This window comes from Pseudomonas sp. 20P_3.2_Bac5, from assembly GCF_025466035.1.
Taxonomy (GTDB): domain Bacteria; phylum Pseudomonadota; class Gammaproteobacteria; order Pseudomonadales; family Pseudomonadaceae; genus Aquipseudomonas.
On the sequence record NZ_JANLOA010000082.1, the window covers coordinates 39990 to 61681 of the forward strand.

17 protein-coding genes are annotated in these 21692 nt (G+C 62.9%); 7 read left to right on the top strand and 10 right to left on the bottom strand.

From position 1 onward, the window contains the following. Position 1: 1 nt before the first annotated feature. On the bottom strand, positions 2-1252 hold the full coding sequence (locus NTD88_RS14775) for a lipoprotein-releasing ABC transporter permease subunit (protein WP_262154742.1): 1251 nt from the start codon (positions 1250-1252) through the stop codon (positions 2-4). A gap of 94 nt (positions 1253-1346) precedes the next feature. On the opposite strand from NTD88_RS14775, the gene NTD88_RS14780 reads away from it, so the two are divergent. Together NTD88_RS14780 and NTD88_RS14785 are read left to right on the top strand one after the other, a co-directional pair. After that, positions 1347-1934 (top strand): PilZ domain-containing protein, encoded by a 588-nt coding sequence (locus NTD88_RS14780; protein WP_095157909.1) that lies wholly within the window; start codon positions 1347-1349, stop codon positions 1932-1934. 27 nt (positions 1935-1961) lie between these two features. Next, positions 1962-2684, top strand: coding sequence for a glycerophosphodiester phosphodiesterase (locus NTD88_RS14785; RefSeq protein ID WP_095157911.1), 723 nt, complete (start codon positions 1962-1964; stop codon positions 2682-2684). 42 nt (positions 2685-2726) lie between these two features. On the opposite strand, the gene sthA is transcribed toward NTD88_RS14785, so the two are convergent. From sthA to NTD88_RS14800, 3 genes are all read right to left on the bottom strand, one after another. Then, positions 2727-4121, bottom strand: coding sequence for a Si-specific NAD(P)(+) transhydrogenase (gene sthA / locus NTD88_RS14790; protein ID WP_095157913.1), 1395 nt, complete (start codon positions 4119-4121; stop codon positions 2727-2729). 173 nt (positions 4122-4294) lie between these two features. Then, positions 4295-5317: an FAD:protein FMN transferase gene (locus NTD88_RS14795; RefSeq protein WP_262154743.1), complete on the bottom strand. Its 1023-nt coding sequence runs from the start codon at positions 5315-5317 to the stop codon at positions 4295-4297. An 87-nt stretch (positions 5318-5404) separates the two neighbouring features. Next, entirely contained in the window at positions 5405-6868 is a 1464-nt protein-coding gene (locus NTD88_RS14800; RefSeq protein ID WP_095157917.1) for a glyceraldehyde-3-phosphate dehydrogenase, read from the bottom strand. 169 nt (positions 6869-7037) lie between these two features. Here NTD88_RS14800 and mfd point away from each other — a divergent pair, with 169 nt between their 5' ends. The 3 genes from mfd to NTD88_RS14815 are packed head-to-tail and all read left to right on the top strand — an operon-like array spanning position 7038 to position 14371. Continuing rightward, a complete protein-coding gene (gene mfd, locus NTD88_RS14805; RefSeq protein WP_095157919.1) occupies positions 7038-10487 on the top strand; it encodes a transcription-repair coupling factor in 3450 nt (1149 codons plus the stop codon). 10 nt (positions 10488-10497) lie between these two features. Beyond that, positions 10498-11070 (top strand): CsiV family protein, encoded by a 573-nt coding sequence (locus tag NTD88_RS14810; RefSeq protein WP_095157921.1) that lies wholly within the window; start codon positions 10498-10500, stop codon positions 11068-11070. A 4-nt stretch (positions 11071-11074) separates the two neighbouring features. Further along, entirely contained in the window at positions 11075-14371 is a 3297-nt protein-coding gene (locus tag NTD88_RS14815) for a DEAD/DEAH box helicase (RefSeq protein WP_262154744.1), read from the top strand. Between the two features lie 46 nt (positions 14372-14417). On the opposite strand, the gene nagZ is transcribed toward NTD88_RS14815, so the two are convergent. The 3 genes from nagZ to NTD88_RS14830 are packed head-to-tail and all read right to left on the bottom strand — an operon-like array spanning position 14418 to position 16722. After that, positions 14418-15416, bottom strand: a complete 999-nt coding sequence (gene nagZ, locus NTD88_RS14820; protein WP_175653864.1) for a beta-N-acetylhexosaminidase — start codon at positions 15414-15416, stop codon at positions 14418-14420. A gap of 22 nt (positions 15417-15438) precedes the next feature. Further along, positions 15439-15963 carry a L,D-transpeptidase gene (locus tag NTD88_RS14825; protein WP_262154745.1) on the bottom strand — a complete coding sequence of 175 codons (525 nt, stop codon included), beginning with the start codon at positions 15961-15963 and terminating at the stop codon, positions 15439-15441. A gap of 45 nt (positions 15964-16008) precedes the next feature. Continuing rightward, the gene (locus NTD88_RS14830; protein ID WP_095157929.1) at positions 16009-16722 is read right to left on the bottom strand and encodes a TetR/AcrR family transcriptional regulator; all 714 of its coding nucleotides are present in this window, start codon (positions 16720-16722) and stop codon (positions 16009-16011) included. Positions 16723-16927: 205 nt separating this feature from the next. Between NTD88_RS14830 and lexA the strand changes: the two genes are divergently transcribed. Then, a complete protein-coding gene (gene lexA / locus NTD88_RS14835) occupies positions 16928-17542 on the top strand; it encodes a transcriptional repressor LexA (RefSeq protein ID WP_262130908.1) in 615 nt (204 codons plus the stop codon). Positions 17543-17555: 13 nt separating this feature from the next. Further along, positions 17556-18026, top strand: coding sequence for an SOS-induced cell division inhibitor SulA (gene sulA / locus NTD88_RS14840; RefSeq protein WP_262154746.1), 471 nt, complete (start codon positions 17556-17558; stop codon positions 18024-18026). Between the two features lie 57 nt (positions 18027-18083). On the opposite strand, the gene NTD88_RS14845 is transcribed toward sulA, so the two are convergent. The 3 genes from NTD88_RS14845 to topA form a co-directional block, all read right to left on the bottom strand. Then, positions 18084-18317 (bottom strand): hypothetical protein, encoded by a 234-nt coding sequence (locus NTD88_RS14845; RefSeq protein WP_095157935.1) that lies wholly within the window; start codon positions 18315-18317, stop codon positions 18084-18086. 51 nt (positions 18318-18368) lie between these two features. Next, entirely contained in the window at positions 18369-18890 is a 522-nt protein-coding gene (locus tag NTD88_RS14850) for a DUF6586 family protein (protein ID WP_095157937.1), read from the bottom strand. A gap of 157 nt (positions 18891-19047) precedes the next feature. Then, positions 19048-21657 (bottom strand): type I DNA topoisomerase, encoded by a 2610-nt coding sequence (gene topA / locus NTD88_RS14855; RefSeq protein ID WP_262130910.1) that lies wholly within the window; start codon positions 21655-21657, stop codon positions 19048-19050. Positions 21658-21692: the final 35 nt, after the last annotated feature.

Sequence of the window (21692 nt, forward strand, 5' to 3'; positions counted from 1 at the left end):
CTCACTCATAACGAAGCGCCTCCGCGGGCTGGGTGCGTGCCGCACGCCAGGCCGGATACAGGGTGGCGAGGAAACTCAGGACCAGCGCCGCGCCACAGACCATCCACACGTCTTCGGCCATGATCCGCGACGGCAGGTAGTCGATGAAGTAGACATCGGCGTTGAGGAACTTGTGACCGATCAGCCGCTCGAGGCCGGCGATGGCGGCACTGACATTGAGCGCCGCAAGGATCCCGACCGCGGCGCCGATGGCCGTGCCGACCACGCCGATCACCGTGCCCTGGACCATGAAGATCGCCATGATCTGCCGCGGCGTCGAACCAAGGGTCCGCAGGATCGCGATATCGCCGCGCTTGTCGTTCACCACCATCACCAGCGTGGATATGATGTTGAACGCCGCCACCGCGACGATCAGCAGCAGCAACAGGCCGATCATGGCCTTTTCCATGCGGATCGCCTGGTACAGGTTGCCGTAGCTGCGGGTCCAGTCGCGGGCGTAGAACTCTTGGTCGCCCAGTTCCCGGGCAATGTTGTAGGCGTTGCGCGGGGCCTGGAACAGGTCATCGAATTTCAGCCGCAGGCCCTGGACCTGATCGGCTTTCCAGCGGTGCAGGCGGGACAGGTCGGAGAGGTTGGTCAGGCCCAGGTAGCCGTCGATTTCACCGGCGCCGACATGGAAGATGCCGGTCACGGTGAAACGCTTCATGCGCGGGAACATCCCGGCCGGGGTGACGGTGACCTCGGGCGCGACGAAGGTCAGCTTGTCGCCGACGCTGACGCCCAGTTTGGCGGCCGCCTTGTCGCCGATCATGATGCCGAAGCTGCCGGGCTCAAGGTCTTCGAGGCGGCCTTCGCGGATGAAGTCGCCGATAATCGAAACCTTGCGCTCTTGCGCCGGGTCAACACCGTTGAGCAGTACCTTCTGTACCTTGCCTTCGTGGGTCAGCAAACCCTGCATCTGAGTGAATGGCGCCACTGCCAGCACGGACGGATTCTGCTTAACTCTATCGGCAAGGGCTGGCCAATCGCTCAGCGGTTGACCGGTCTCCAGCGTGGCATGAGGGACCATGCCCAGTACGCGGGTACGCATCTCATGATCGAAGCCGTTCATGACCGAGAGCACCACGATCATCACCACCACGCCGAGGGCGAGGCCGATCATCGAGGTCAGGGAAATGAACGAAACGAAGTGATTGCGCCGCTTGGCACGGGTGTAGCGCGTACCGATGTATACGAAAAGAGGTCTGAACATGTCGGGGCTTGTTCGGATGAAAGAGGAACGTCCTTGTGGCGGGGCCAGGACGGCGGATTTACACTCAGACCACCGCCGCTACCATGGGTTCGCCATGTCGACAATAGATGAAGAAGATCGCCGCGAATACTACCGTATCGAGGACCGGATCGCACTGGAAATTACCCCGCTGAGCGCGGCTGAAGCCCTTGGCACAGACTTGTTGCAGGATGATTCGCCGCTGTTCAATCTGCTTAGCGAACTGCACCTCAGCGAGTTCGAATCCCAGCACCTGCTACGCCAGCTCAGCGAAAAGGATCGCACCCTGGCGGCCTTCCTCAAGGCCCAGAACAAACGCATCGACCTGCTCAGTGCAGTGGTGGCACAGACCCTGATCGGCGAGATTGGCGCGCCGCAGCCGGTCATCCTGTCCGAAGGCGGTGTCGAGTTCACGCACGCCAGCGCGTTCACGCCCGGCAGCCGCGTGGCACTGAAAATGGTGCTGATGCCGCGGGCCTCGGGCTTGCTGTTGCGAGCGAAAGTCACGCACTGTGACAAGAAGGCCGACGGCCATTACGAGATCGGTACCGAATTCGTCGATATCAGTGACGCCCAGCGTCAACTGCTGGCGCGCTACATCCTGCAACGGCAGGCGCAACAGCGCCGCCAGGCCCTGGAACAGAACGGCCCGGCAGCCTCCTGAGCTTCAGTCTTTCTTGAAGGAACAAACGTGACCCAGATTTACGGCCATCGTGGCGCCAAGGGCGAAGCCCCCGAAAACACCCTGACCAGCTTCCAGCAGTGCCTGAAACACGGCGTGCGGCGTTGCGAACTCGATCTGCACCTGTCAGCCGACAACGAACTGATGGTGATCCACGATCCTACCCTCAAGCGCACCACCGGCCGTCGCGGCAAGGTGGTGGAGCACAGCGCTGCGGAGCTTGTGACCTACGACGCACGCAACGGTGGTCCGGGCTGGGTGCAGCCGTGCCCGATCCCGCGCCTGGAAGAGTTGTTCGAGAAATGCCCGTTCGAGCACTGGCAACTGGAGGTCAAGAGCGCCTCGCGCACCCGCGCCGCCACCACGGTCCTGGCCATCCGGGAAATGGCCCAGCGCTTCGGCCTGCTCGACAAGGTGACCATCACCTCCAGCTCGCGGGAAGTGCTCGCCGCTGCCCTGGAACTGACGCCGGACATCTCACGTGGACTGGTAGCGGAATACACCTGGCTCGACCCACTGAAGGTCGCGCAGAACTATGGCTGTGAATTGCTGGCACTGAACTGGACGCACTGCAGCCCCGAACGCCTGGCCAAGGCCCAGCGCCAGGGGCTGCATGTGTCGGTGTGGACGGTCAACGAACCGGCGCTGATGCGTCGGCTCGCTGACTTCGGCGTAGACAGCCTGATTACAGACTTTCCCGGTTTGGCCACTGCCACCCTCGAGAATCGCTGAAATCGGTCTCCCCGGCCGGCTCAGGCCACCGGCCGGAGCCGCTCAAAAAAGCCGGTTGAGGCCGTCGTACGCAGCCACCCGATAGGCCTCGGCCATGGTCGGGTAGTTGAAGGTGGTGTTGACGAAGTACTTCAGCGTATTGCGCTCACCCGGCTGGTCCATGATGGCCTGGCCGATGTGGACGATCTCCGACGCCTGGTAGCCGAAGCAGTGCACGCCGAGGATTTCCAGGGTTTCGCGGTGGAACAGGATCTTCAGCATGCCTTGCGGCTCGCCGGCGATCTGCGCACGCGCCATGCTCTTGAAGAACGCCTTGCCGACTTCGTAAGGCACCTTGGCCTGGGTCAGCTCCTGCTCGTTCTTGCCGATCGAGCTGATCTCCGGAATGGTGTAGATCCCGGTCGGCACGTCGTTGACGAAGCGCCAGCTACCGTTGTCGACGATGCTGCCGGCCGCCGAGCGACCCTGGTCGTGGGCAGCACTGGCCAGGCTTGGCCAGCCGATCACGTCACCGGCGCCATAGATGTTCGGCACCTGGGTCCGGTAGGCTTCGTCGACTTCGATCTGGCCACGGCTGTTGACCTTGATGCCGATGTTTTCCAGGCCCAGGCGGTCGGTGTTGCCGGTACGGCCGTTGCACCAGAGCAAGGCGTCGGCCTTGATCTTCTTGCCCGATTTCAGGTGCAGGATCACACCGTTGTCCAGGCCTTCGACACGCTCGTAGTCTTCGTTGTGGCGAACAGTGATGTTGTTGTTGCTGAAGTGGTAGCTCAGGGCCTGGGAGATTTCCGAGTCCAGGAAGCTGAGCAACTGGCCACGGTTGTCCACCAGTTCCACCAACACGCCGAGACCGCTGAAGATCGACGCGTATTCGCAGCCGATCACACCAGCGCCGTAGACGATCAGTTTGCGCGGGGTGTGGCCGAGGCTGAGGATGGTGTCGCTATCGTAGATACGCGGGTGGTGGAAATCGATATCGGCCGGGCGATAAGGACGCGAGCCAGTGGCGATGATGATGTGCTTGGCCACCAGCTTCTCGACCACACCGTTGGCGCAGACCACTTCGATGGTCTGCTCGTCGGCGAAGCTGCCGGTGCCGACGAACACGTCGACGCGGTTGCGGGCGTAGTAGCCGGTACGCGAAGCGACCTGCTTGGAGATCACCTTTTCCGCGCTTTTCAGCACGTCAGGGAACGAGAACCAGCGCGGCTCACCAATGGCCCGGAACATCGGGTTGGTGTTGAACTGCATGATCTGGCGCACCGAGTGACGCAGGGCCTTGGACGGGATGGTGCCCAGATGGGTGCAGTTGCCGCCGACCTGACGACGGCTATCGACCATCGCTACCTTGCGTCCTGCTTTGGCGGCATTCATTGCCGCCCCTTCTCCTGCGGGGCCGGAACCCAGCACCACTACGTCGTAGTTGTAGACAGCCATGCGTACTCCTTCAGAACAGGCCCGGGCGCCACGCCGGCGGCCGGGGCTTCGATCATGACGCCTCGGGGGCGCCATGAAAAAATTCGGGTGCAGTCTAATCAAGCTTGAACGGCGCGCACATTAACCCTTGGTCGCGTCGTAGGCTATTTTTCTCTGCACTACATGCAAGACATTCATTTCTCGTTCGTTGCGTCGCCCGTTCCGACGATTCGCTCGAATGCCGGGGTCACACGGGCAATGAACCCCGTCTCGGCCCGCACCACAAATACGGCGGCGAGGTCCTGTGCCACGGCAAACTCCCAGCCCTGCTCCGGGCCCAGTATCAGCAACAGCGTGGAATAACCGTCAGCCACCAGCGCGGAGGGATCGAACACCGTCACCGCCGCCAGCGCATGCGCGACCGGCCGGCCAAGACGGGCGTCGAAGGTGTGGGAAAAACGCTGGCCATTCTCCTCGAAATAGTTACGGTAGTCACCCGACGTCGACACACCAAGGCCGTCGATACTGAGCACCTGCTGGGCAATCTGGCGGTCTTCGCGCGGCAGTTCCAGAGCGACTCGCCAGGGACTGTCGTCAGGCTTGTGCCCCACGGCCTTGAGTTCGCCCGTGACCTCCACCAGCATATTGTTGATGCCCAGGGCGCGCAGGCGCTCGACGATCAGATCAACACTGTAGCCGGCGGCGATGCTGTTGAAGTCCAGCTCCAGGGCGATGTCCTTGCACAACTGCTCGCCGTCGATGCGCAGATGGCCCTGGCCAATACGCTGGCGCACCTCTGCCAGCCGGTTCGGATCGGGGATTTTCTCCTCCCGCGCCTGAGGACCGAACCCCCACAGGTCCAGCAGCGGCTCGACACTCAGGTCGAAGGCCCCACCACTTTCGCGCCACAACGTGTCGCCCAGTTGCACCAGCTTGAGCACACCTTCCGGCATGACCTGACAGCTGCCTGCGGGCAGACGATTGAAGCGCGCGACCATGGAATCGCTACGGTAGGTGGAAAACTGCTGGTCGATGCTCGCGAGAATGCCCTCGATCTCGCGCTGCACCTGCTCCGCATCCGGCCCCTCGGCGGGCCGCACGTACTGCACGGTGTAGCTGCTGCCCATGGTGGGGCCGCTGATGCGCTCGACCGGGTCGTCCTTTTCGCAGCCGGCCAACATCAACAAAGCACAGAGGGTGCCCAAGGCTCCTTTCAAAACGCTCCTCCTTACTCGGCCGGCTTCACAACGCTCAAAAAAAACGGGAACCCGTAGGTTCCCGTTCTTTTCAACACACCAAGAAGCTTAGCGTGGGAATGCAGGCGGGTTCACACCAGCCATGTCTTCCATCACGCGCACTACCTGGCAGCTGTAACCGAACTCGTTGTCGTACCAGACGTACAGAACAACGCGGCTGTCGTTGCAGATGGTCGCTTCGGCGTCGACCACACCCGCGTGGCGGGAGCCGACGAAGTCGGTGGAGACCACTTCCTGGGAGCTCACGTAGTCGATCTGCTTGTGCAGTTCCGAGTGCATGGCGGTCTGACGCAGGTACTCGTTGATCTCGTCGCGCGAGGTCGCCTTTTCCAGGTTCAGGTTCAGGATGGCCATGGAGACGTTCGGCGTCGGAACGCGGATGGCGTTGCCGGTCAGCTTGCCCTTCAGGACAGGCAGAGCCTTGGCGGCGGCGGTAGCAGCGCCAGTCTCGGTGATCACCATGTTCAGCGGCGCGGCGCGGCCACGACGGCTGCCCTTGTGGAAGTTGTCGATCAGGTTCTGGTCGTTGGTGAACGAGTGAACGGTTTCGACGTGGCCGTTGATGATGCCGTACTTGTCATTCACGGCTTTCAGCACCGGCACGATGGCGTTGGTGGTGCAGGAAGCGGCGGAGATGATCTTGTCGTCGGCGGTGATTTCGCCGTGGTTGATGCCGTGAACGATGTTCTTCAGCGCGCCCTTGCCAGGTGCGGTGAGGATCACGCGGGCAGCGCCCGGGCAGGCCAGGTGCTGGCCCAGGCCGTCGGCGTCACGCCATACACCGGTGTTGTCGACGATCAGGGCATTGTTGATGCCGTACTGGGTGTAGTCGACTTCACTCGGGCTCTTGGCATAGATCACTTGGATCAGGTTGCCGTTGGCGGTGATGGTGTTGTTTTCTTCGTCGATGGTGATGGTGCCATCGAACGGACCGTGAACCGAGTCACGGCGCAGCAGGCTGGCACGCTTGACCAGATCGTTCTCGGCGCCTTTGCGCACAACGATGGCCCGCAGGCGCAGGCCGTCGCCGCCACCGGTTTTCTCGATCAGGATGCGCGCCAACAGGCGGCCGATGCGACCGAAGCCGTACAGGACAACGTCGGTGCCTTTGCGTGCGGAAGCGTTCTGCTGACCGACGACTTCAGCCAGTTCTTCGCGAACGAACTGCTCGGCGCTACGGCCATTGCCTTCCAGCTTGAACTTGTTGGCCAGCTTGCCGAGGTCAACCGAAGCAGCGCCCAGTTTCAGCTCGCTCATGGCCTTGAGCAGGGGGAATGTCTCGTGGACGGACAGTTCGGTTTCGTCAGTCTGGCGATGGCGAGCAAAGCGGTGAGCCTTGAGGATCGCGATCACCGAACGGTTGATCAGGCTACGGCCATAGATCGAGCTCACCACGTTGTTATTGCGGTAGAGCTGACCGATAAGCGGGATCATCGCTTCTGCAAGTGCTTCACGATCGATCCACTCACCAAGACACTGGTCGGGCTTCTGAGTCACGGGAACCTTCCACATGTAGGGACAGAAAAAAGGGGCTACATTATGACGCCGCATATCGCTTCGAGCAATGAGCGCCTGTCGACAGTCCCACCTGAAAGGATTTTGCCCGCTGCACGCCTGACAGCACGGGCATTGGCCCGTTACAATCGGCCTCTTTGTCGCAACGCTTGGAGCTCGACCTCCCGTGCCTGTTCTGCGTCTACCGCACCTTCCGGCCACTGCCGGCAAACAAACCTGGGGCAACCTGCCCGGCGCCGCACTCAGCCTGGCCATCGCCGAAGCTGCCAGTGCCGCCAAACGCTTCACCCTGCTGCTGACCGCCGACAGCCAGAGCGCTGACCGGCTGGAGCAGGAGCTGCGTTTCTTCGCGCCTGAACTGGCGGTATTGCCGTTCCCCGACTGGGAAACCCTGCCCTACGACCTGTTCTCGCCGCACCAGGACATCATTTCGCAACGGATCGCCAGCCTGTACCGGCTGCCGGAGCTGGACCACGGCATTCTCGTGGTGCCGATCACCACCGCCCTCCATCGCCTGGCGCCAACCCGCTTCCTGCTGGGCAGCAGCCTGGTGCTGGACATCGGCCAGAAGCTCGACGTCGAGCAAATGCGCACGCGCCTGGAAGCCAGCGGCTACCGCTGCGTCGACACGGTCTACGAGCACGGTGAATTCGCCGTCCGCGGCGCCTTGATCGACCTGTTCCCGATGGGCAGCAAGCTGCCATACCGGATCGACCTGTTCGACGATGAAATCGAAACCCTGCGTACCTTCGACCCGGAAACCCAGCGTTCCATCGACAAGGTCGAGTCGGTGCGCCTGCTGCCCGCGCGGGAATTCCCGCTGCAGAAGGACGCCGTCACCCGCTTCAAGGCGCGCTTTCGCGAGCGTTTCGATGTCGACTTCCGCCGCAGTGCGATCTTCCAGGACCTGACCAGCGGGATCATCCCCGCCGGCATCGAGTACTACCTGCCGCTGTTTTTCGACGAAACCTCGACCCTGTTCGACTACCTGCCCCAGGACACCCAGGTGTTTTCCCTGCCGGGCGTAGAACAGGCCGCCGAACACTTCTGGAACGATGTGCGTGGCCGCTATGAAGAGCGCCGCATCGACCCGACCCGCCCGCTGCTGCCACCCGCCGAGCTGTTCCTGCCGGTGGAAGACTGCTTCGCCCGGCTCAAAGGCTGGCCGCGCATCGTCGCCAGCCCGGACGACATCGAGGGCGGTGGCGGCCGTGAGCGCTTCCCCGCGCGCAAGCTGCCGAACCTGGCCATCGAAGCCAAGGCCAGCCAGCCGCTGGCCGCGCTGTCGGCGTTCCTCGATGATTTCCCCGGCCGGGTGCTGTTCACCGCCGAGTCGGCGGGCCGCCGTGAAGTGCTGCTGGAGCTGCTCGAACGCCTGAAGCTGCGTCCGCAGACCGTGGAAGGCTGGGAAGACTTCGTCACCGGCAAGGACCGCCTGGCGATCACCATCGCGCCGCTGGACGATGGCCTGGTACTCGACGACCCGGCCGTGGCGCTGGTCGCCGAAAGCCCGCTGTTCGGCCAGCGCGTCATGCAGCGCCGGCGCCGGGAAAAGCGCAGCGACGTCAACAACGACGCGGTCATCAAGAACCTCACCGAGCTGCGCGAAGGCGCGCCGGTGGTGCATATCGACCACGGCGTCGGCCGCTACCTGGGCCTGGCGACGCTGGAAATCGACAGCCAGGTCGCCGAGTTCCTCACCCTCGAATACGCCGAGGGCGCCAAGCTCTATGTGCCCGTCGCCAACCTGCACCTGATCGCCCGCTACACCGGCAGCGACGATGCCCTGGCGCCGCTGCACCGGCTCGGCTCCGAGACCTGGCAGAAAGCCAAGCGCAAGGCCGCCGAACAGGTCCGTGACGTGGCCGCCGAACTGCTCGACATCTACGCCCGCCGTGCCGCGCGCAAAGGCTACGCCTTCGCCGACCCGGCCGCCGACTACGCCACCTTCAGCGCCGGTTTCCCCTTCGAGGAAACCCCGGACCAACAGTCCGCCATCGAAGCCGTGCGCGAAGACATGCTCGCCGCCAAGCCGATGGACCGCCTGGTCTGCGGCGACGTCGGCTTCGGCAAGACCGAAGTGGCGATGCGCGCGGCGTTCATCGCCGTGCACAGCGGCCGTCAGGTGGCGATCCTGGTGCCGACCACCCTGCTCGCCCAGCAGCACTACAACAGCTTCCGCGACCGCTTCGCCGACTGGCCGGTGAGCGTGGAAGTGATGAGCCGCTTCAAATCGGCCAAGGAAATCAGCAGCGCCATGGCCGAACTGGCCGAGGGCAAGATCGACATCGTCATCGGCACCCACAAGCTGCTGCAGGACGACGTCAAGTTCAAAGACCTGGGCCTGGTCATCATCGACGAAGAGCACCGCTTCGGCGTGCGCCAGAAAGAGCAACTGAAAGCCCTGCGCAGCGAAGTCGACATCCTCACCCTCACCGCCACGCCGATTCCGCGCACGCTGAACATGGCGGTGTCGGGCATGCGCGACCTGTCGATCATCGCCACCCCGCCGGCGCGGCGCCTGTCGGTGCGCACCTTCGTCATGGAGCAGAACAAGAGCACCATCAAGGAGGCGCTGCTGCGCGAGCTGTTGCGCGGCGGCCAGGTCTACTACCTGCACAACGACGTGAAGAGCATCGAAAAATGCGCCGCCGACCTCGCCGAGCTGGTGCCTGAGGCGCGCATCGGTATCGGCCACGGGCAGATGCGCGAACGCGAACTTGAACAGGTGATGAGCGACTTCTACCACAAGCGCTTCAACGTGCTGATCGCCTCGACCATCATCGAGACCGGCATCGACGTGCCGAGCGCCAACACCATCGTCATCGAGCGCGCCGACAAGTTCGGCCTGGCGCAGTTGCACCAGTTGCGCGGCCGGGTCGGACGCAGTCACCACCAGGCCTACGCCTACCTGCTGACGCCGCCGCGCCAGCAGATCAGCGCCGACGCGGAAAAACGCCTGGAAGCCATCGCCAACACCCAGGACCTGGGTGCCGGTTTCGTCCTGGCGACCAACGACCTGGAGATCCGCGGCGCCGGCGAGCTGCTCGGCGAAGGCCAGAGCGGGCAGATCCAGGCCGTCGGGTTCACCCTGTACATGGAAATGCTTGAACGCGCGGTCAAGGCCATCCGCAAGGGCACCCAGCCGAACCTCGACCAGCCGCTGGGCGGCGGGCCGGAAATCAACCTGCGGTTGCCGGCACTGATTCCCGAGGATTACCTGCCCGACGTCCATGCCCGCCTGATCCTGTACAAGCGCATCGCCTCGGCGGTGGACGAGGAAGGTCTCAAGGACCTGCAAGTGGAGATGATCGACCGCTTCGGCCTGTTGCCCGAGCCGACCAAGAACCTGGTACGCCTGACCCTGCTCAAGTTGCAGGCGGAAAAGCTCGGCATCAAGAAAGTCGATGCCGGCCCCAATGGCGGCAAGATCGAGTTCGAGGCCGAGACACCGGTCGATCCGCTGGTGCTGATCAAACTGATCCAGGGTCAGCCCAAGCGCTACAAGTTCGAAGGCGCCACGCAATTCAAGTTCATGGTGCCCATGGAGCGCGCCGATGAACGATTCACCACACTGGAAGCGCTGTTCGAGCGCCTGACACCGAAAACCGCTTGAAGGAAGATCCATGCGCGCCATTCGTAACCTGAGCCTGCTGCTGGCGTTGTGCTCGCCAGCAGCCTTTGCCGACACCCAATACCTGATCGAGATGATCCTGGTGCGGCAGAACGCCGTGCCTGCCGTCACCAGCCAGTTCGCCCCGGAAAACTGGAGCGATGGCGCCAAGCCGGTCGCCGACTACGACATTCGCCAGCCGCTCCTCACCGAGCAGGCCGAGCGCCTTGCCGCCGACAGCCAGTACAGCGTGCTGCTGCACAAGGCCTGGCAGCAGAACGTCGGCGCCGAAGGCTCGAAAATCGCCTTCAGCGATGGCCAGGAACAGTTCGGCCACTTCCCCATCGAGGGCAACCTGAGCGTGAGCGAAGGCCGCTTCATCGGCGTCGAGGCCACTCTGTGGGTCAACCAGTTCGACGCCAATGGCGGCGTACTCCAGAGCGAGCAGTTCAAGCAAAGCAACAGCAACGTCAAGAACGCCGAGCTGACCTACCTCGATGGCGGACACCTGGCGCTGGTGTTGAAGATTCGCAAGGCCGGTACTCCCGCCAACGCAGCGCCCGACCCTGCACTGATGGAGCAGTAACGGAATGCCGGGGCCGCTCGATTCGCTGCTTGCCGACGGCAAGTGGAAAGAGGGATTCAGCCACAACGCCCTGAGTCGAGGACTACGTTATGCAGAAGATCAGCGTGTCAGCATCAAGAGCAACGGCGGCGACATAATCCTCGCCACCTGCGCAGGCTCAGGCGGCAATCGTTACCAGCAGACCATTTCCGCCTTCACTCGCGCGGGACGTCCCGGGCTTACCTGCCGCTGCTCGTGCCCGGTCAGCCAGAGTTGCAAGCACTGCGCCGCCGTGTTGTTCCATGCCCAGCAAAAGCTCACGGCCGGCTCAGGGCAGGAAATGCCCAGCGACCTGCAAACCTGGCTGGACGGCCTCGAGAAACCTCGCGCGGACAGCGGCGCGGCCAAACCGGACCGGCAAGGTCGCGGTGTCTACTACTTCATCCGGCTCGAAAACGGTACACCCTTCCTCAATGTGAAGAAGGGCACGCGCCAACCCGATGGCCGCATCCAGGTTGCCCGGCTGCACTCGATCTATGACCTGCTGTACGAACCGCCGAAGTTTGTGATGCCCGAGGACCGCGAGATTCTTCTGCGGCTCAACCGCAAGCCCGGCAGTTACCAGATGAGCTTCCCGCTAGACGACCCACATGACGGCGAACTGTTCCAGCAAGCCTTGGACACCGGCCGACTGATGATCGACGAGGACATGCCTCCCGTGCAGCCCGGCCCTTCCCGGCACGGCGAGTTTCGCTGGGTACGCATGAACAACGGCAACTACCGCGGCGACTGGTATGACGGGGAGGAGCCGGTAGGCATGACACTCCCCTTCCAGCCGCTGTATTACTTGAGCGGATTGACCTTGCAGGCCGGCCTGCTACAGCACGACCTGGACCCTTACGTCGCCCTGCAACTGACCCGCGCCCCGGACGTTCCGGAGCCGCTGGTGGCACAACTCAGCCACCGCCTGAGCGCGCTGAATCAACAGGTCCCGACCCCGACAAAATTGCAGGAAGAAACAATCGACCATCTAAGCCCCGCTGCCCACCTGATCCTGGGCAGCCACGAATTCAGCGCCTACGCCCCGAAAACCGGGCGCATGCAACGGCAACTGCAACACCGCGCCGCGCTCTCTTTCAACTATGACGGCGTCCGCGCCAGCGGCACCGACGGAAAATCCCCGACCCGCCTGGTCGGCAGCACCACCCAACATATTCAGCGCGACACACAGGCCGAACAGGCGTTCAGGAAAACCCTGCAACGCTGGGGCTTCAAGGTCGCCACCCGGCAAAGCAAGGCGCTGCCGGAGACTGCCGGGGAACTGCTCCTGCTCGACACCGACCAGCAGTGGCTGGCATTCGCCCGCGAGGGCATCCCGGCGTTGCGCGAGGCCGGCTGGGAACTCGAGATCCACGATGACTTCGCGTTCATCCTGCAGGAGGTCGACGACTGGTACGCCGATATCGAGGAAAATCCCAGCCAACAGTGGTTCGACCTGGAACTGGGCATCGTCGTCAACGGCGAGCGTCACAGCCTTCTGCCGATCCTTCTGCACCTGCTGCGCAGCAACCCCGAACTGCTTCGGTCCGGCGAACTGGCCAGACGCGGTGACGACGAACACCTGCTGATCGACCTGAATCGCCACCGCCATGGCAGCGCCGCAGCCCGCGTCGCCCTGCCCTACGCGCGCATCAAGCCGCTGATGGCCACCTTGGGCGAGCTGTACCTGACCGAAAATGATGGCCGCTCACTGCGCCTTGCCGCACCGGATGCGGCGCGCCTGAGCAACCTGGACGAGGTGCCCCTCACCTGGCTCGGCGGCGAACGTGTACGCGACTTCGCGACGCGCCTTAAAAGCGCCCAGTACACCGAAGTCCAGGCACCGGAAGGCCTCAATGCCACGCTGCGCCCCTATCAACTGGAAGGCCTGAGCTGGCTGCAAACACTGCGCAGCCTGGACATCGGCGGCCTGCTTGGCGACGACATGGGCCTGGGCAAGACCCTGCAGACCCTCAGCCATGTGCTGACGGAAAAGAACGCCGGCCGCCTGCAGAGTCCGGCACTTGCCGTCATGCCCACCAGCCTGATCCCGAACTGGCTGGACGAAGCCGAGCGCTTCACCCCGCAACTGCGCGTGATCGCCCTGCACGGGCCGGGCCGCACCAAGCACTTCGCCAATCTGAAGGACTACGACCTGGTACTCAGCACCTACGCGCTGCTGCCCCGGGACCTGGAGCACTTCACCCCGATCGACTGGCACCTGGTGATCCTCGATGAAGCGCAGAACATCAAGAACGCCACCAGCAAGGCCGCACAAGCCGCGCGCGAGCTAAAGGCCACCCAGCGCCTGTGCCTGACCGGCACGCCCATGGAAAACAACCTCGGCGAACTCTGGTCGATCTTCCACTTCCTGATGCCGGGCTGGCTGGGCGACAGCAAACGCTTCGCCCGCGACTACCGCACCCCGATCGAAAAACATGGCGACGGCGAACGCATGAGCCATCTGGCCGGCCGCATTCGCCCGTTCCTGTTGCGCCGTACCAAGGAGCAGGTGGCCAAGGAACTGCCGGCCAAGAGCGAGATCATCCACTGGGTCGACCTCAGCGATGCCCAGCGCGATACCTATGAAACGGTGCGCGTGGCCATGGACAGCAAGGTCCGCGCCGAAATCACCCGCAGCGGTGCGGCGCGCAGCCAGATCGTCATCCTTGATGCCCTGCTGAAGCTGCGTCAGGTGTGCTGTGACCTGCGCCTGGTGGCCAACGCCAATGTCAAAGGTCCGCAGTCCGACAAGGGCAAGCTGGGCAGCCTGATGGACATGCTCGATGAGCTGCTCAACGAAGGCCGGCGCATCCTGCTGTTCTCGCAGTTCACCTCGATGCTGACGTTGATCGAAGAAGAACTGCAAAAGCGCAAGGTGAGCTACAGCCTGCTGACCGGCGACACCAAGGACCGTCGCACGCCCGTGCAGCAGTTCCAGAGCGGCGAAACGCCCGTGTTCCTGATCAGCCTGAAAGCCGGCGGCACCGGGCTGAACCTGACTGCGGCCGATACGGTGATCCACTACGACCCCTGGTGGAACCCGGCCACGGAAAACCAGGCCACCGACCGCGCCTACCGCATAGGCCAGGACAAGCCGGTATTCGTCTACAAGCTGATCACCCGCGGAACCGTGGAAGAGAAGATCCAGAAGCTGCAAAAAGACAAAGCCGCCCTGGCTGCAGGGCTGCTTGAAGGAAATGAGGCGGGTCAGTGGAAGCTGGCGGCGGACGATATCGAAGCACTGTTCGCGCCGCTGCCGGAAAGTAAGAAAGCCAAGTGATGAAGGCAACAGCCCGCCGCCTCTCGACGGCGGGCATGCTCGGCAATCAGTCGACCAACTGGGCCTGTTTCAAGGCGCCCAGCGCTTCCAGCCAGCGCGGCTGCTGGCGGTAGTCGGTACGGGCAAAGCCCTGGCCGCGCATGGCCGCGATGCGCGGCGATGGCGTGACCTTCAAGCGCTGGGCAGCACTCAGGGCCAGCTCGGCCGCCGCCCGGTCGTTGCACACCAGGCCCATGTCGCAACCGGCGGTCAACGCGGCCTCGATGCGGCTGGCCGCATCGCCAACCACGTGGGCGCCGGCCATGGACAGGTCATCGCTGAAAATCACCCCGTCGAAGCCCAACTCGCCACGCAGGATGTCTTGCAGCCAGCGGCGGGAGAAGCCTGCCGGCTGGTTGTCGACCTGTGGATAAATCACGTGGGCCGGCATCACTGCGGCCAGTTGGCCGCTCAGACGGGTGAACGGCACCAGGTCCGCCGCGCGGATCTGCTCCAGGCTGCGCTCGTCAGTAGGAATAGCCACATGGGAGTCGGCTTCCGCCCAGCCGTGGCCGGGGAAGTGCTTGCCACAGGCGGCCATGCCGGCGGCGTTCATGCCGCGGATAAAAGCGCCGGCGAGCGCGGTCGCCCGCTCAGGATCGCCTTCGAAAGCGCGGCTGCCGACCACGGCACTGCGCTGGTGGTCGAGGTCCAGCACCGGCGCGAAGCTCAGGTCCAGGCCGACCGCCAGGACTTCGGTGGCCATCAGCCAACCGCACTGCTCCGCCAGGTACTCGGCATTGGGATTGTCGGCAATTGCACGCATCGCCGGCAGGCGCACGAAGCCCTGGCGCAGGCGCTGCACGCGGCCGCCTTCCTGGTCGACGGCAAGGATCAGCTCAGGGCGAATGGCGCGGATCGACGCGGTCAGCTCGCGCACCTGGCGCGGGCTGTCGATATTGCGCGCAAAAATGATCAGGCCGGCCACTTCGGGCTGGCGCAGGAGGTGGCGGTCTTCGGCGGTCAGCCAGGTACCGGCGATATCCACCATCAGGGAGCCTTGCAGGCTGGCACTCATAAATGATCCTTCAGTTGACGGGGGCACTGGCCCACTGCGGGCAGGCGGCTTCTTCTATTTGCACCGGACAATGCGCCGGAACCCGCTCGAACAGGCTCACCAGATCGGCATTGCGCAGGCGCACGCAGCCATGGGACAGCGGCACGCCCATGGGTTCCGTGTCAGGTGTGCCATGCAGGTAAATATAACGACGGAAGGTGTCCACCGCACCGAGGCGGTTGCGGCCGGGCTCGCAGCCACTGAGCCAGAGAATCCGCGAGAGGATCCAGTCGCGCCCGGGAAATTGTGCGTGCAGGTCGGGGGTCCAGGTTTCGCCGGTCCAGCGTCGCCCGCGAAGCACCGCGCCTTGAGGCAGCCCGACGCCGATCTTCGCGCGCACCTGATGCAGGCCGCGCGGCGTGCAGCCGGAGCCGTTGTTTTCACCTGGACCATTGAGCGCCGTGGACACCGGCAGACGCACGACCAGACGGCCTTGGGAGAACCCGTAGAGGCATTGGTCGGCGAGGGAAATATGCAGCAGATCGAGAGTAGACATGGGGCGCTAGCTTAGCCGAAGCCAGTCGTCGCGCCCAGTCGCGAATCAGGCCTTGGCCGGTGCCGGCGCGCTACCTGACTTGTTGCGCGGACGCAGTTGCGCGGCAGCCATGGCCTCGTCAGTGACACCGCTGTCGGCACGCATGCCGGCGGCGAGAAACGGCACCATCAGGCGCATGACCTGCTCGATGGAGGTGTTGATGCCGAAATCGGTTTCCGCGATGGCCCGCAGCGCCTTGATCCCCGACATGCTGAACGCCGCGGCACCAAGCATGAAGTGCACGCGCCAGAACAGCTCGATGGGCGGGATGCGCGGAGCGGCCTCATTGACCAGCAGCATATAGCGGCGGAACACCTTGCCATACATGTCTTCCAGGTAACGCCGCAAGTGCCCTTGGCTCTGACTGAAGGCCAGGCCCAGCAAACGCATGAAGATGGACAGGTCGTTGCCGCTGCGTGGCTGCACCACCAGCGCCTGCTCCACCAGCATCTCCAGCAGCTCTTCGAGGTTCGGCTTGTGCTCGGGACGCGCCTGTCGACGATCCAGCTCACGCTCGAGGCTCTGGCAGAAAGGCCCGAGGAAACGCGAGAAAACCGCCTGGATCAGCGCCTTCTTCGAACCAAAGTGATAGTTGACCGCGGCCAGATTGACTCCGGCTTTGCTGGTGATCAGCCGCAACGACGTTTCAGCGAACCCTTTTTCCGCGAACAGCTGCTCGGCAGCATCGAGAATGCGTTCAACGGTTTCCGATTGGGCCATGGGTAATCCACCTGACAAACAGTTGTTTGAAACATACGTTTCATGGTCGTGACTGTCAAGTCAGGCGGGCAATTAGATCACAGCTTCAGGCGCCAGGCGGGCAAAGTTCACGCGGCTTTTTCCGACTGCTTGCAGCTTCATGCTTGCAGCGACACTTCTACTGTATATAATCCCAGTCACTGTATAAAAAGACAGAGCCATCGACATGCTAAAACTGACGCCACGCCAAGCTGAGATTCTGGCTTTTATCAAGCGCTGCCTGGAAGACAACGGCTTCCCCCCTACCCGGGCTGAAATCGCCCAGGAACTGGGCTTCAAGTCTCCCAACGCCGCCGAGGAGCACCTCAAGGCGCTGGCGCGAAAAGGCGCCATCGAAATGACCCCCGGTGCTTCCCGCGGCATTCGCATCCCCGGCTTCGAAGCACGCCAGAGCCAGGACGACAGCTCGCTGCCGATCATCGGTCGCGTGGCCGCCGGCGCGCCGATCCTCGCCCAGCAACACATCGAGGAATCCTGCGCCATCAACCCCACCTTCTTCCATCCTCGCGCCGACTACCTGCTACGCGTGCACGGCATGAGCATGAAGGACGTCGGCATTTACGACGGCGACCTGCTGGCCGTACACACCTGCCGTGAAGCGCGCAATGGTCAGATCGTCGTAGCCCGACTGGGTGACGAAGTGACGGTCAAGCGCTTCAAACGTGAAGGCAGCAAGGTCTGGCTGCTTGCGGAGAATCCCGAATTCGCGCCCATCGAGGTGAACCTGAAAGAACAGGATCTGGTGATCGAGGGTTTGAGTGTCGGCGTCATTCGCCGATAAATCAGGAGGCGTCATGCAGTTTCCACACGCACCACAGCAAGTACAGTTAACCCTGTTCGAGGCATTCCTGGCCCAGCCGGTCCTGCCGAAGCTGAAAACCGAAGCGCCCGCACGCGTCAGCACCCCGGACGCGTTCAGCGAGTTGTCTTTCCGTGGTGCGCTGGAGCACTGCCAGAATCTGCTGGCGCCGATCCTGCGTGAGCTGAGTGAAGAACAGGATGCCCGCTGGCTGACCCTGATCGCCCCGCCCGCCAGCCTGACGCAGACCTGGCTGCGCGAAGCCGGGCTCAACCGCGAACGTATCCTGATCCTGCAACCACGCGGCAATCAAAGCGCGATGCAACTGGCCTGCGACGCCCTGCGCCTGGGCCGCAGCCACACCGTGGTGAGCTGGCTGAACCCGGTCAGCGCCGCCGCGCGGCAACAACTGACCCGTGCCGCACGCGCCGGTAGCGCGCAAAGCCTGAATATTCGTTTGGGCTGATACTTGAATTGACCCGCGAGAGTCCGGCTTCCTCATTGCGAGGAAGCCCGGTCACCATCAATGAAGGACCCGCGGACCTTCGTCCCGCTCGATCTCACCTTCCACCAGACGACCTGCCATCTGCACGCCAACGCTGAGCATAGCCTTGGCCACCTCTACATGCTGGCCCTGCAGGAACGCCTTGGCGTCTTCGGAGAAGTTCAGGGTTACCAACGAACCCTCGTCCTCGGCACGGCGCAGCTCGATCCGGCCATCAGGCAACTCGACAATTTCTAGAAAGGACGTGGGCATATCAGGAATGTTCTCCAGGAAAGACCGGCATTGTAACAGTGACCGTTACGATCAGCACTCACTCAACCCCTCGCGAAAACGGACGGTAAGCTTCTTCAGATTCTGCCGCCACTCCTCCAATTCCTCCCGAGAAAGCGGCGCCACCTCGGGTGCGTCGAGGCTGACAGCATGAATCAACGGCTGAGTAACATCGCCTTTCGGGGCTTTTGTTGCGACCGGCGGTTTGAACAAATCGGAATAAGCTTTTAACAGTCGTGCCAGCCAGGTCTCTGATTGCTGGGCCAGTTCCACCAGTTCGGCCATTTCCGGAATGGCGATCGCCTCCAGCACCTCAGGGGTCAGCAAGGCCTCAGCCCGTGGCGCGGCGGCCTGTGGCAACCGATAGAAGCCGGCGATTTCATGGCACAGCCCCAGCAGTGCACCGTAGAGGTGAAACAACGCTGACTCGCGCTCGGCCTGGAGCAGCGCCTGGGCGTTCATGGCCCGACTCTCCTGAGCCTTGCCCATACCTTCAAGCGCAAGGCCGGCGAAGAAAATTTTCTGATTGGTACGGGTATAGAGTTCCTGGGCCATGAAGGCGCTCTCCGATAAGGCTGCGGGGCGAGGTCTGTCAGTTTCGGGGAAGCGTTTCCCCCGCGCAAGGATCTGTGATGGATAAGGTCCGTCCAGACAAACAAAAAAGCCGTGCCCGACACTGTCAGACACGGCCCTCGAACGCGAAGATCAGCGCTTAGCGCTTGTCTTCGACCTTCCACGCATTGCCGTCATAGAACGCACGCCAGCCGGTCGGCTTGCCTTCCACTTCGGTCTGCACGTACTGCTCCTTGGTCTTGCGGCTGTAGCGAATCACCGCCGGGCGACCATCCGGATCCTTCTGCGGCGCTTCGCAAAGGAAGTGGTACTTCGGATCGATCTCGTGCTTGTGCGGGATGATCTCGATCACCAGCGGCGCACGGGTTTCACGGTTTTTCGGGAACTGGCTGGCAGCCAGGAACAGCCCGGAAGCACCATCACGCAACACGTAGGTGTCGTTGACCTTCTCGCACTTGAGCTCCGGCATGTCCACCTTGTCCATCTTCGGTGGCGCCGCCTCTCCGTTCTTGAGCAGCTTGCGGGTGTTCTTGCACTCCGAGTTGGTGCAACCGAAGAACTTGCCGAAACGCCCGGTCTTGAGCTGCATTTCACTGCCGCACTTGTCGCATTCCAGGCTCGGACCTTCGTAGCCCTTGATCCGGTAGTTGCCTTCCTCGATCTCGTAGCCGGTGCAGTCCGGGTTGTTGCCACAGATGTGCAGCTTGCGCTTCTCGTCCAGCAGATAGGCATCCATCGCCGTCGAGCAGATCGGGCAACGGTGCTTGCCAAGCAGCACGAGGGATTCGGACTCGCCTTCGTCATCCGCGGCAATCTCGTCGCCCGGCACCAGGTTCACGGTGGCCTTGCAGCGCTCTTTCGGCGGCAGGCTGTAGCCCGAGCAACCGAGGAACACACCGGTGGACGCGGTGCGGATCATCATGTGCCGGCCGCATTCCTTGCATGGAATGTCGGTCGGGGTCGGCTGGTTGGCGCGCATGCCGTTTTCGCTGGCCTCGGCGACCTGCAGCTTCTTGCTGAAATCACCGTAGAACTCGTCCAGCACGTTCTTCCAGTCACGCTCGCCATGGGCCACGTCGTCGAGGTTCTCCTCCATGCCGGCGGTGAAGCCGTAGTCCATGAGGTTGGAGAAGCTCTCCGACAGGCGCTCGGTGACAATGTCGCCCATCTTCTCGGAGTAGAAGCGGCGGTTGTGCAGGGTCACGTAGCCGCGGTCCTGGATGGTGGAAATGATTGCCGCGTAGGTCGATGGACGACCGATACCGCGTTTTTCCATTTCCTTGACCAGGCTTGCCTCGGAGTAACGCGCAGGCGGCTTGGTAAAGTGCTGGCTCGGGTCGATCTGGATCAGCTTGAGCACTTCGCCCTGGTTCATTTCCGGCAGAACGTCGTCGTCGCCCGGTTTGCTTTGCTGCGGCAGCACCCGGGTGTAACCGTCGAACTTGAGGATGCGGCCCTTGGCGCGCAGCTCGAAATCACCTGCGGCAACGCTGACAGTGGTCGACAGGTACTGCGCCGGTGGCATCTGGCAGGCCAGGAACTGACGCCAGATCAGCTCGTACAGGCGCTCTGCATCGCGCTCCATGCCGCTGAGCTTGCTCGGATGGGTATTGACGTCGGAAGGACGAATCGCTTCGTGCGCCTCCTGGGCGCCTTCCTTGCTGCCGTAGACCAGCGGGGCCTCGGGCAGGTATTTCTTGCCGAATTCGCTTTCGATGTAGCTGCGCGCCATCTCCAGTGCATCCGTCGACAGGTTGGTCGAGTCGGTACGCATATAGGTGATGTAACCCGCTTCGTAGAGCCGTTGCGCCATCATCATGGTCTTCTTCACGCCGAAGCCGAGACGATTGCTCGCCGCCTGCTGCAGGGTCGAAGTGATGAAGGGTGCCGACGGCTTGCTGCTGGTCGGGCGGTCTTCGCGCTTGGCCACGGTGTAGCTGGAAGACTTGAGCTTTTCCAGGGCCGCCATGGCCTGTGCTTCGTTCAGCGGTTTGAAGGCCTCGCCTTTTTCCCGGGCAACCTCGAAGCGCACCTTGGCGTTCTTGGCAGTACCGAGGTCAGCGTGGACTTCCCAGTATTCTTCCGGGATGAAGGCACGGATTTCCCGCTCACGCTCCACCACCAGCTTCACGGCTACCGACTGCACGCGGCCGGCCGACAGGCCCCGGGCAATCTTCTGCCACAGCAGCGGCGAGACCATGTAACCGACCACGCGGTCGAGGAAGCGGCGGGCCTGCTGCGCGTTGACCCGGTCGATATCCAGCTCGCCTGGCTGGGAGAAGGCTTCCTGGATGGCCTTCTTGGTGATTTCGTTGAACACCACGCGCTTGTAGCGGCTGTCATCCCCACCGATGGCTTCCCGCAGGTGCCAGGCAATGGCTTCCCCTTCGCGGTCCAAGTCGGTTGCGAGATAGATGGTGTCGGCATCCTTGGCGAGGCGGCGCAGCTCCTCGATCACCTTCTCCTTGCCCGGCAGAATCTCGTACTTGGCTTTCCAGCCATGATCGGGATCGACACCCATGCGCGCTACCAGTTGCTTGCGCGCCTTTTCCTTGGGCGACAGCGCCGGGGCCTCGCCCGCGGTCTTGCCACGCTTGGCAGCCGGTTCCTTGGTGGCACTGGCCGAACCGCTGGTGGGCAGGTCTCGGATATGGCCGATACTCGACTTCACCACGTACTGGTTGCCCAGGTACTTGTTGATGGTCTTGGCCTTAGCCGGGGATTCCACAATGACCAGCGATTTGCCCATGGATCGGAAAATTCCTGAATACTGAAAATAAAAAC

What these genes read in the sequence shown, in the direction of transcription:
- NTD88_RS14775 (WP_262154742.1), bottom strand. Translation starts at nt 1,252, where the DNA reads ATGTTCAGACCTCTTTTCGTATACATCGGTACGCGCTACACCCGTGCC.
- NTD88_RS14780 (WP_095157909.1), top strand. Translation starts at nt 1,347, where the DNA reads ATGTCGACAATAGATGAAGAAGATCGCCGCGAATACTACCGTATCGAG.
- sthA (WP_095157913.1), bottom strand. Translation starts at nt 4,121, where the DNA reads ATGGCTGTCTACAACTACGACGTAGTGGTGCTGGGTTCCGGCCCCGCA.
- NTD88_RS14800 (WP_095157917.1), bottom strand. Translation starts at nt 6,868, where the DNA reads ATGTGGAAGGTTCCCGTGACTCAGAAGCCCGACCAGTGTCTTGGTGAG.
- NTD88_RS14810 (WP_095157921.1), top strand. Translation starts at nt 10,498, where the DNA reads ATGCGCGCCATTCGTAACCTGAGCCTGCTGCTGGCGTTGTGCTCGCCA.
- NTD88_RS14815 (WP_262154744.1), top strand. Translation starts at nt 11,075, where the DNA reads ATGCCGGGGCCGCTCGATTCGCTGCTTGCCGACGGCAAGTGGAAAGAG.
- NTD88_RS14825 (WP_262154745.1), bottom strand. Translation starts at nt 15,963, where the DNA reads ATGTCTACTCTCGATCTGCTGCATATTTCCCTCGCCGACCAATGCCTC.
- NTD88_RS14830 (WP_095157929.1), bottom strand. Translation starts at nt 16,722, where the DNA reads ATGGCCCAATCGGAAACCGTTGAACGCATTCTCGATGCTGCCGAGCAG.
- lexA (WP_262130908.1), top strand. Translation starts at nt 16,928, where the DNA reads ATGCTAAAACTGACGCCACGCCAAGCTGAGATTCTGGCTTTTATCAAG.
- sulA (WP_262154746.1), top strand. Translation starts at nt 17,556, where the DNA reads ATGCAGTTTCCACACGCACCACAGCAAGTACAGTTAACCCTGTTCGAG.
- NTD88_RS14845 (WP_095157935.1), bottom strand. Translation starts at nt 18,317, where the DNA reads ATGCCCACGTCCTTTCTAGAAATTGTCGAGTTGCCTGATGGCCGGATC.
- NTD88_RS14850 (WP_095157937.1), bottom strand. Translation starts at nt 18,890, where the DNA reads ATGGCCCAGGAACTCTATACCCGTACCAATCAGAAAATTTTCTTCGCC.
- topA (WP_262130910.1), bottom strand. Translation starts at nt 21,657, where the DNA reads ATGGGCAAATCGCTGGTCATTGTGGAATCCCCGGCTAAGGCCAAGACC.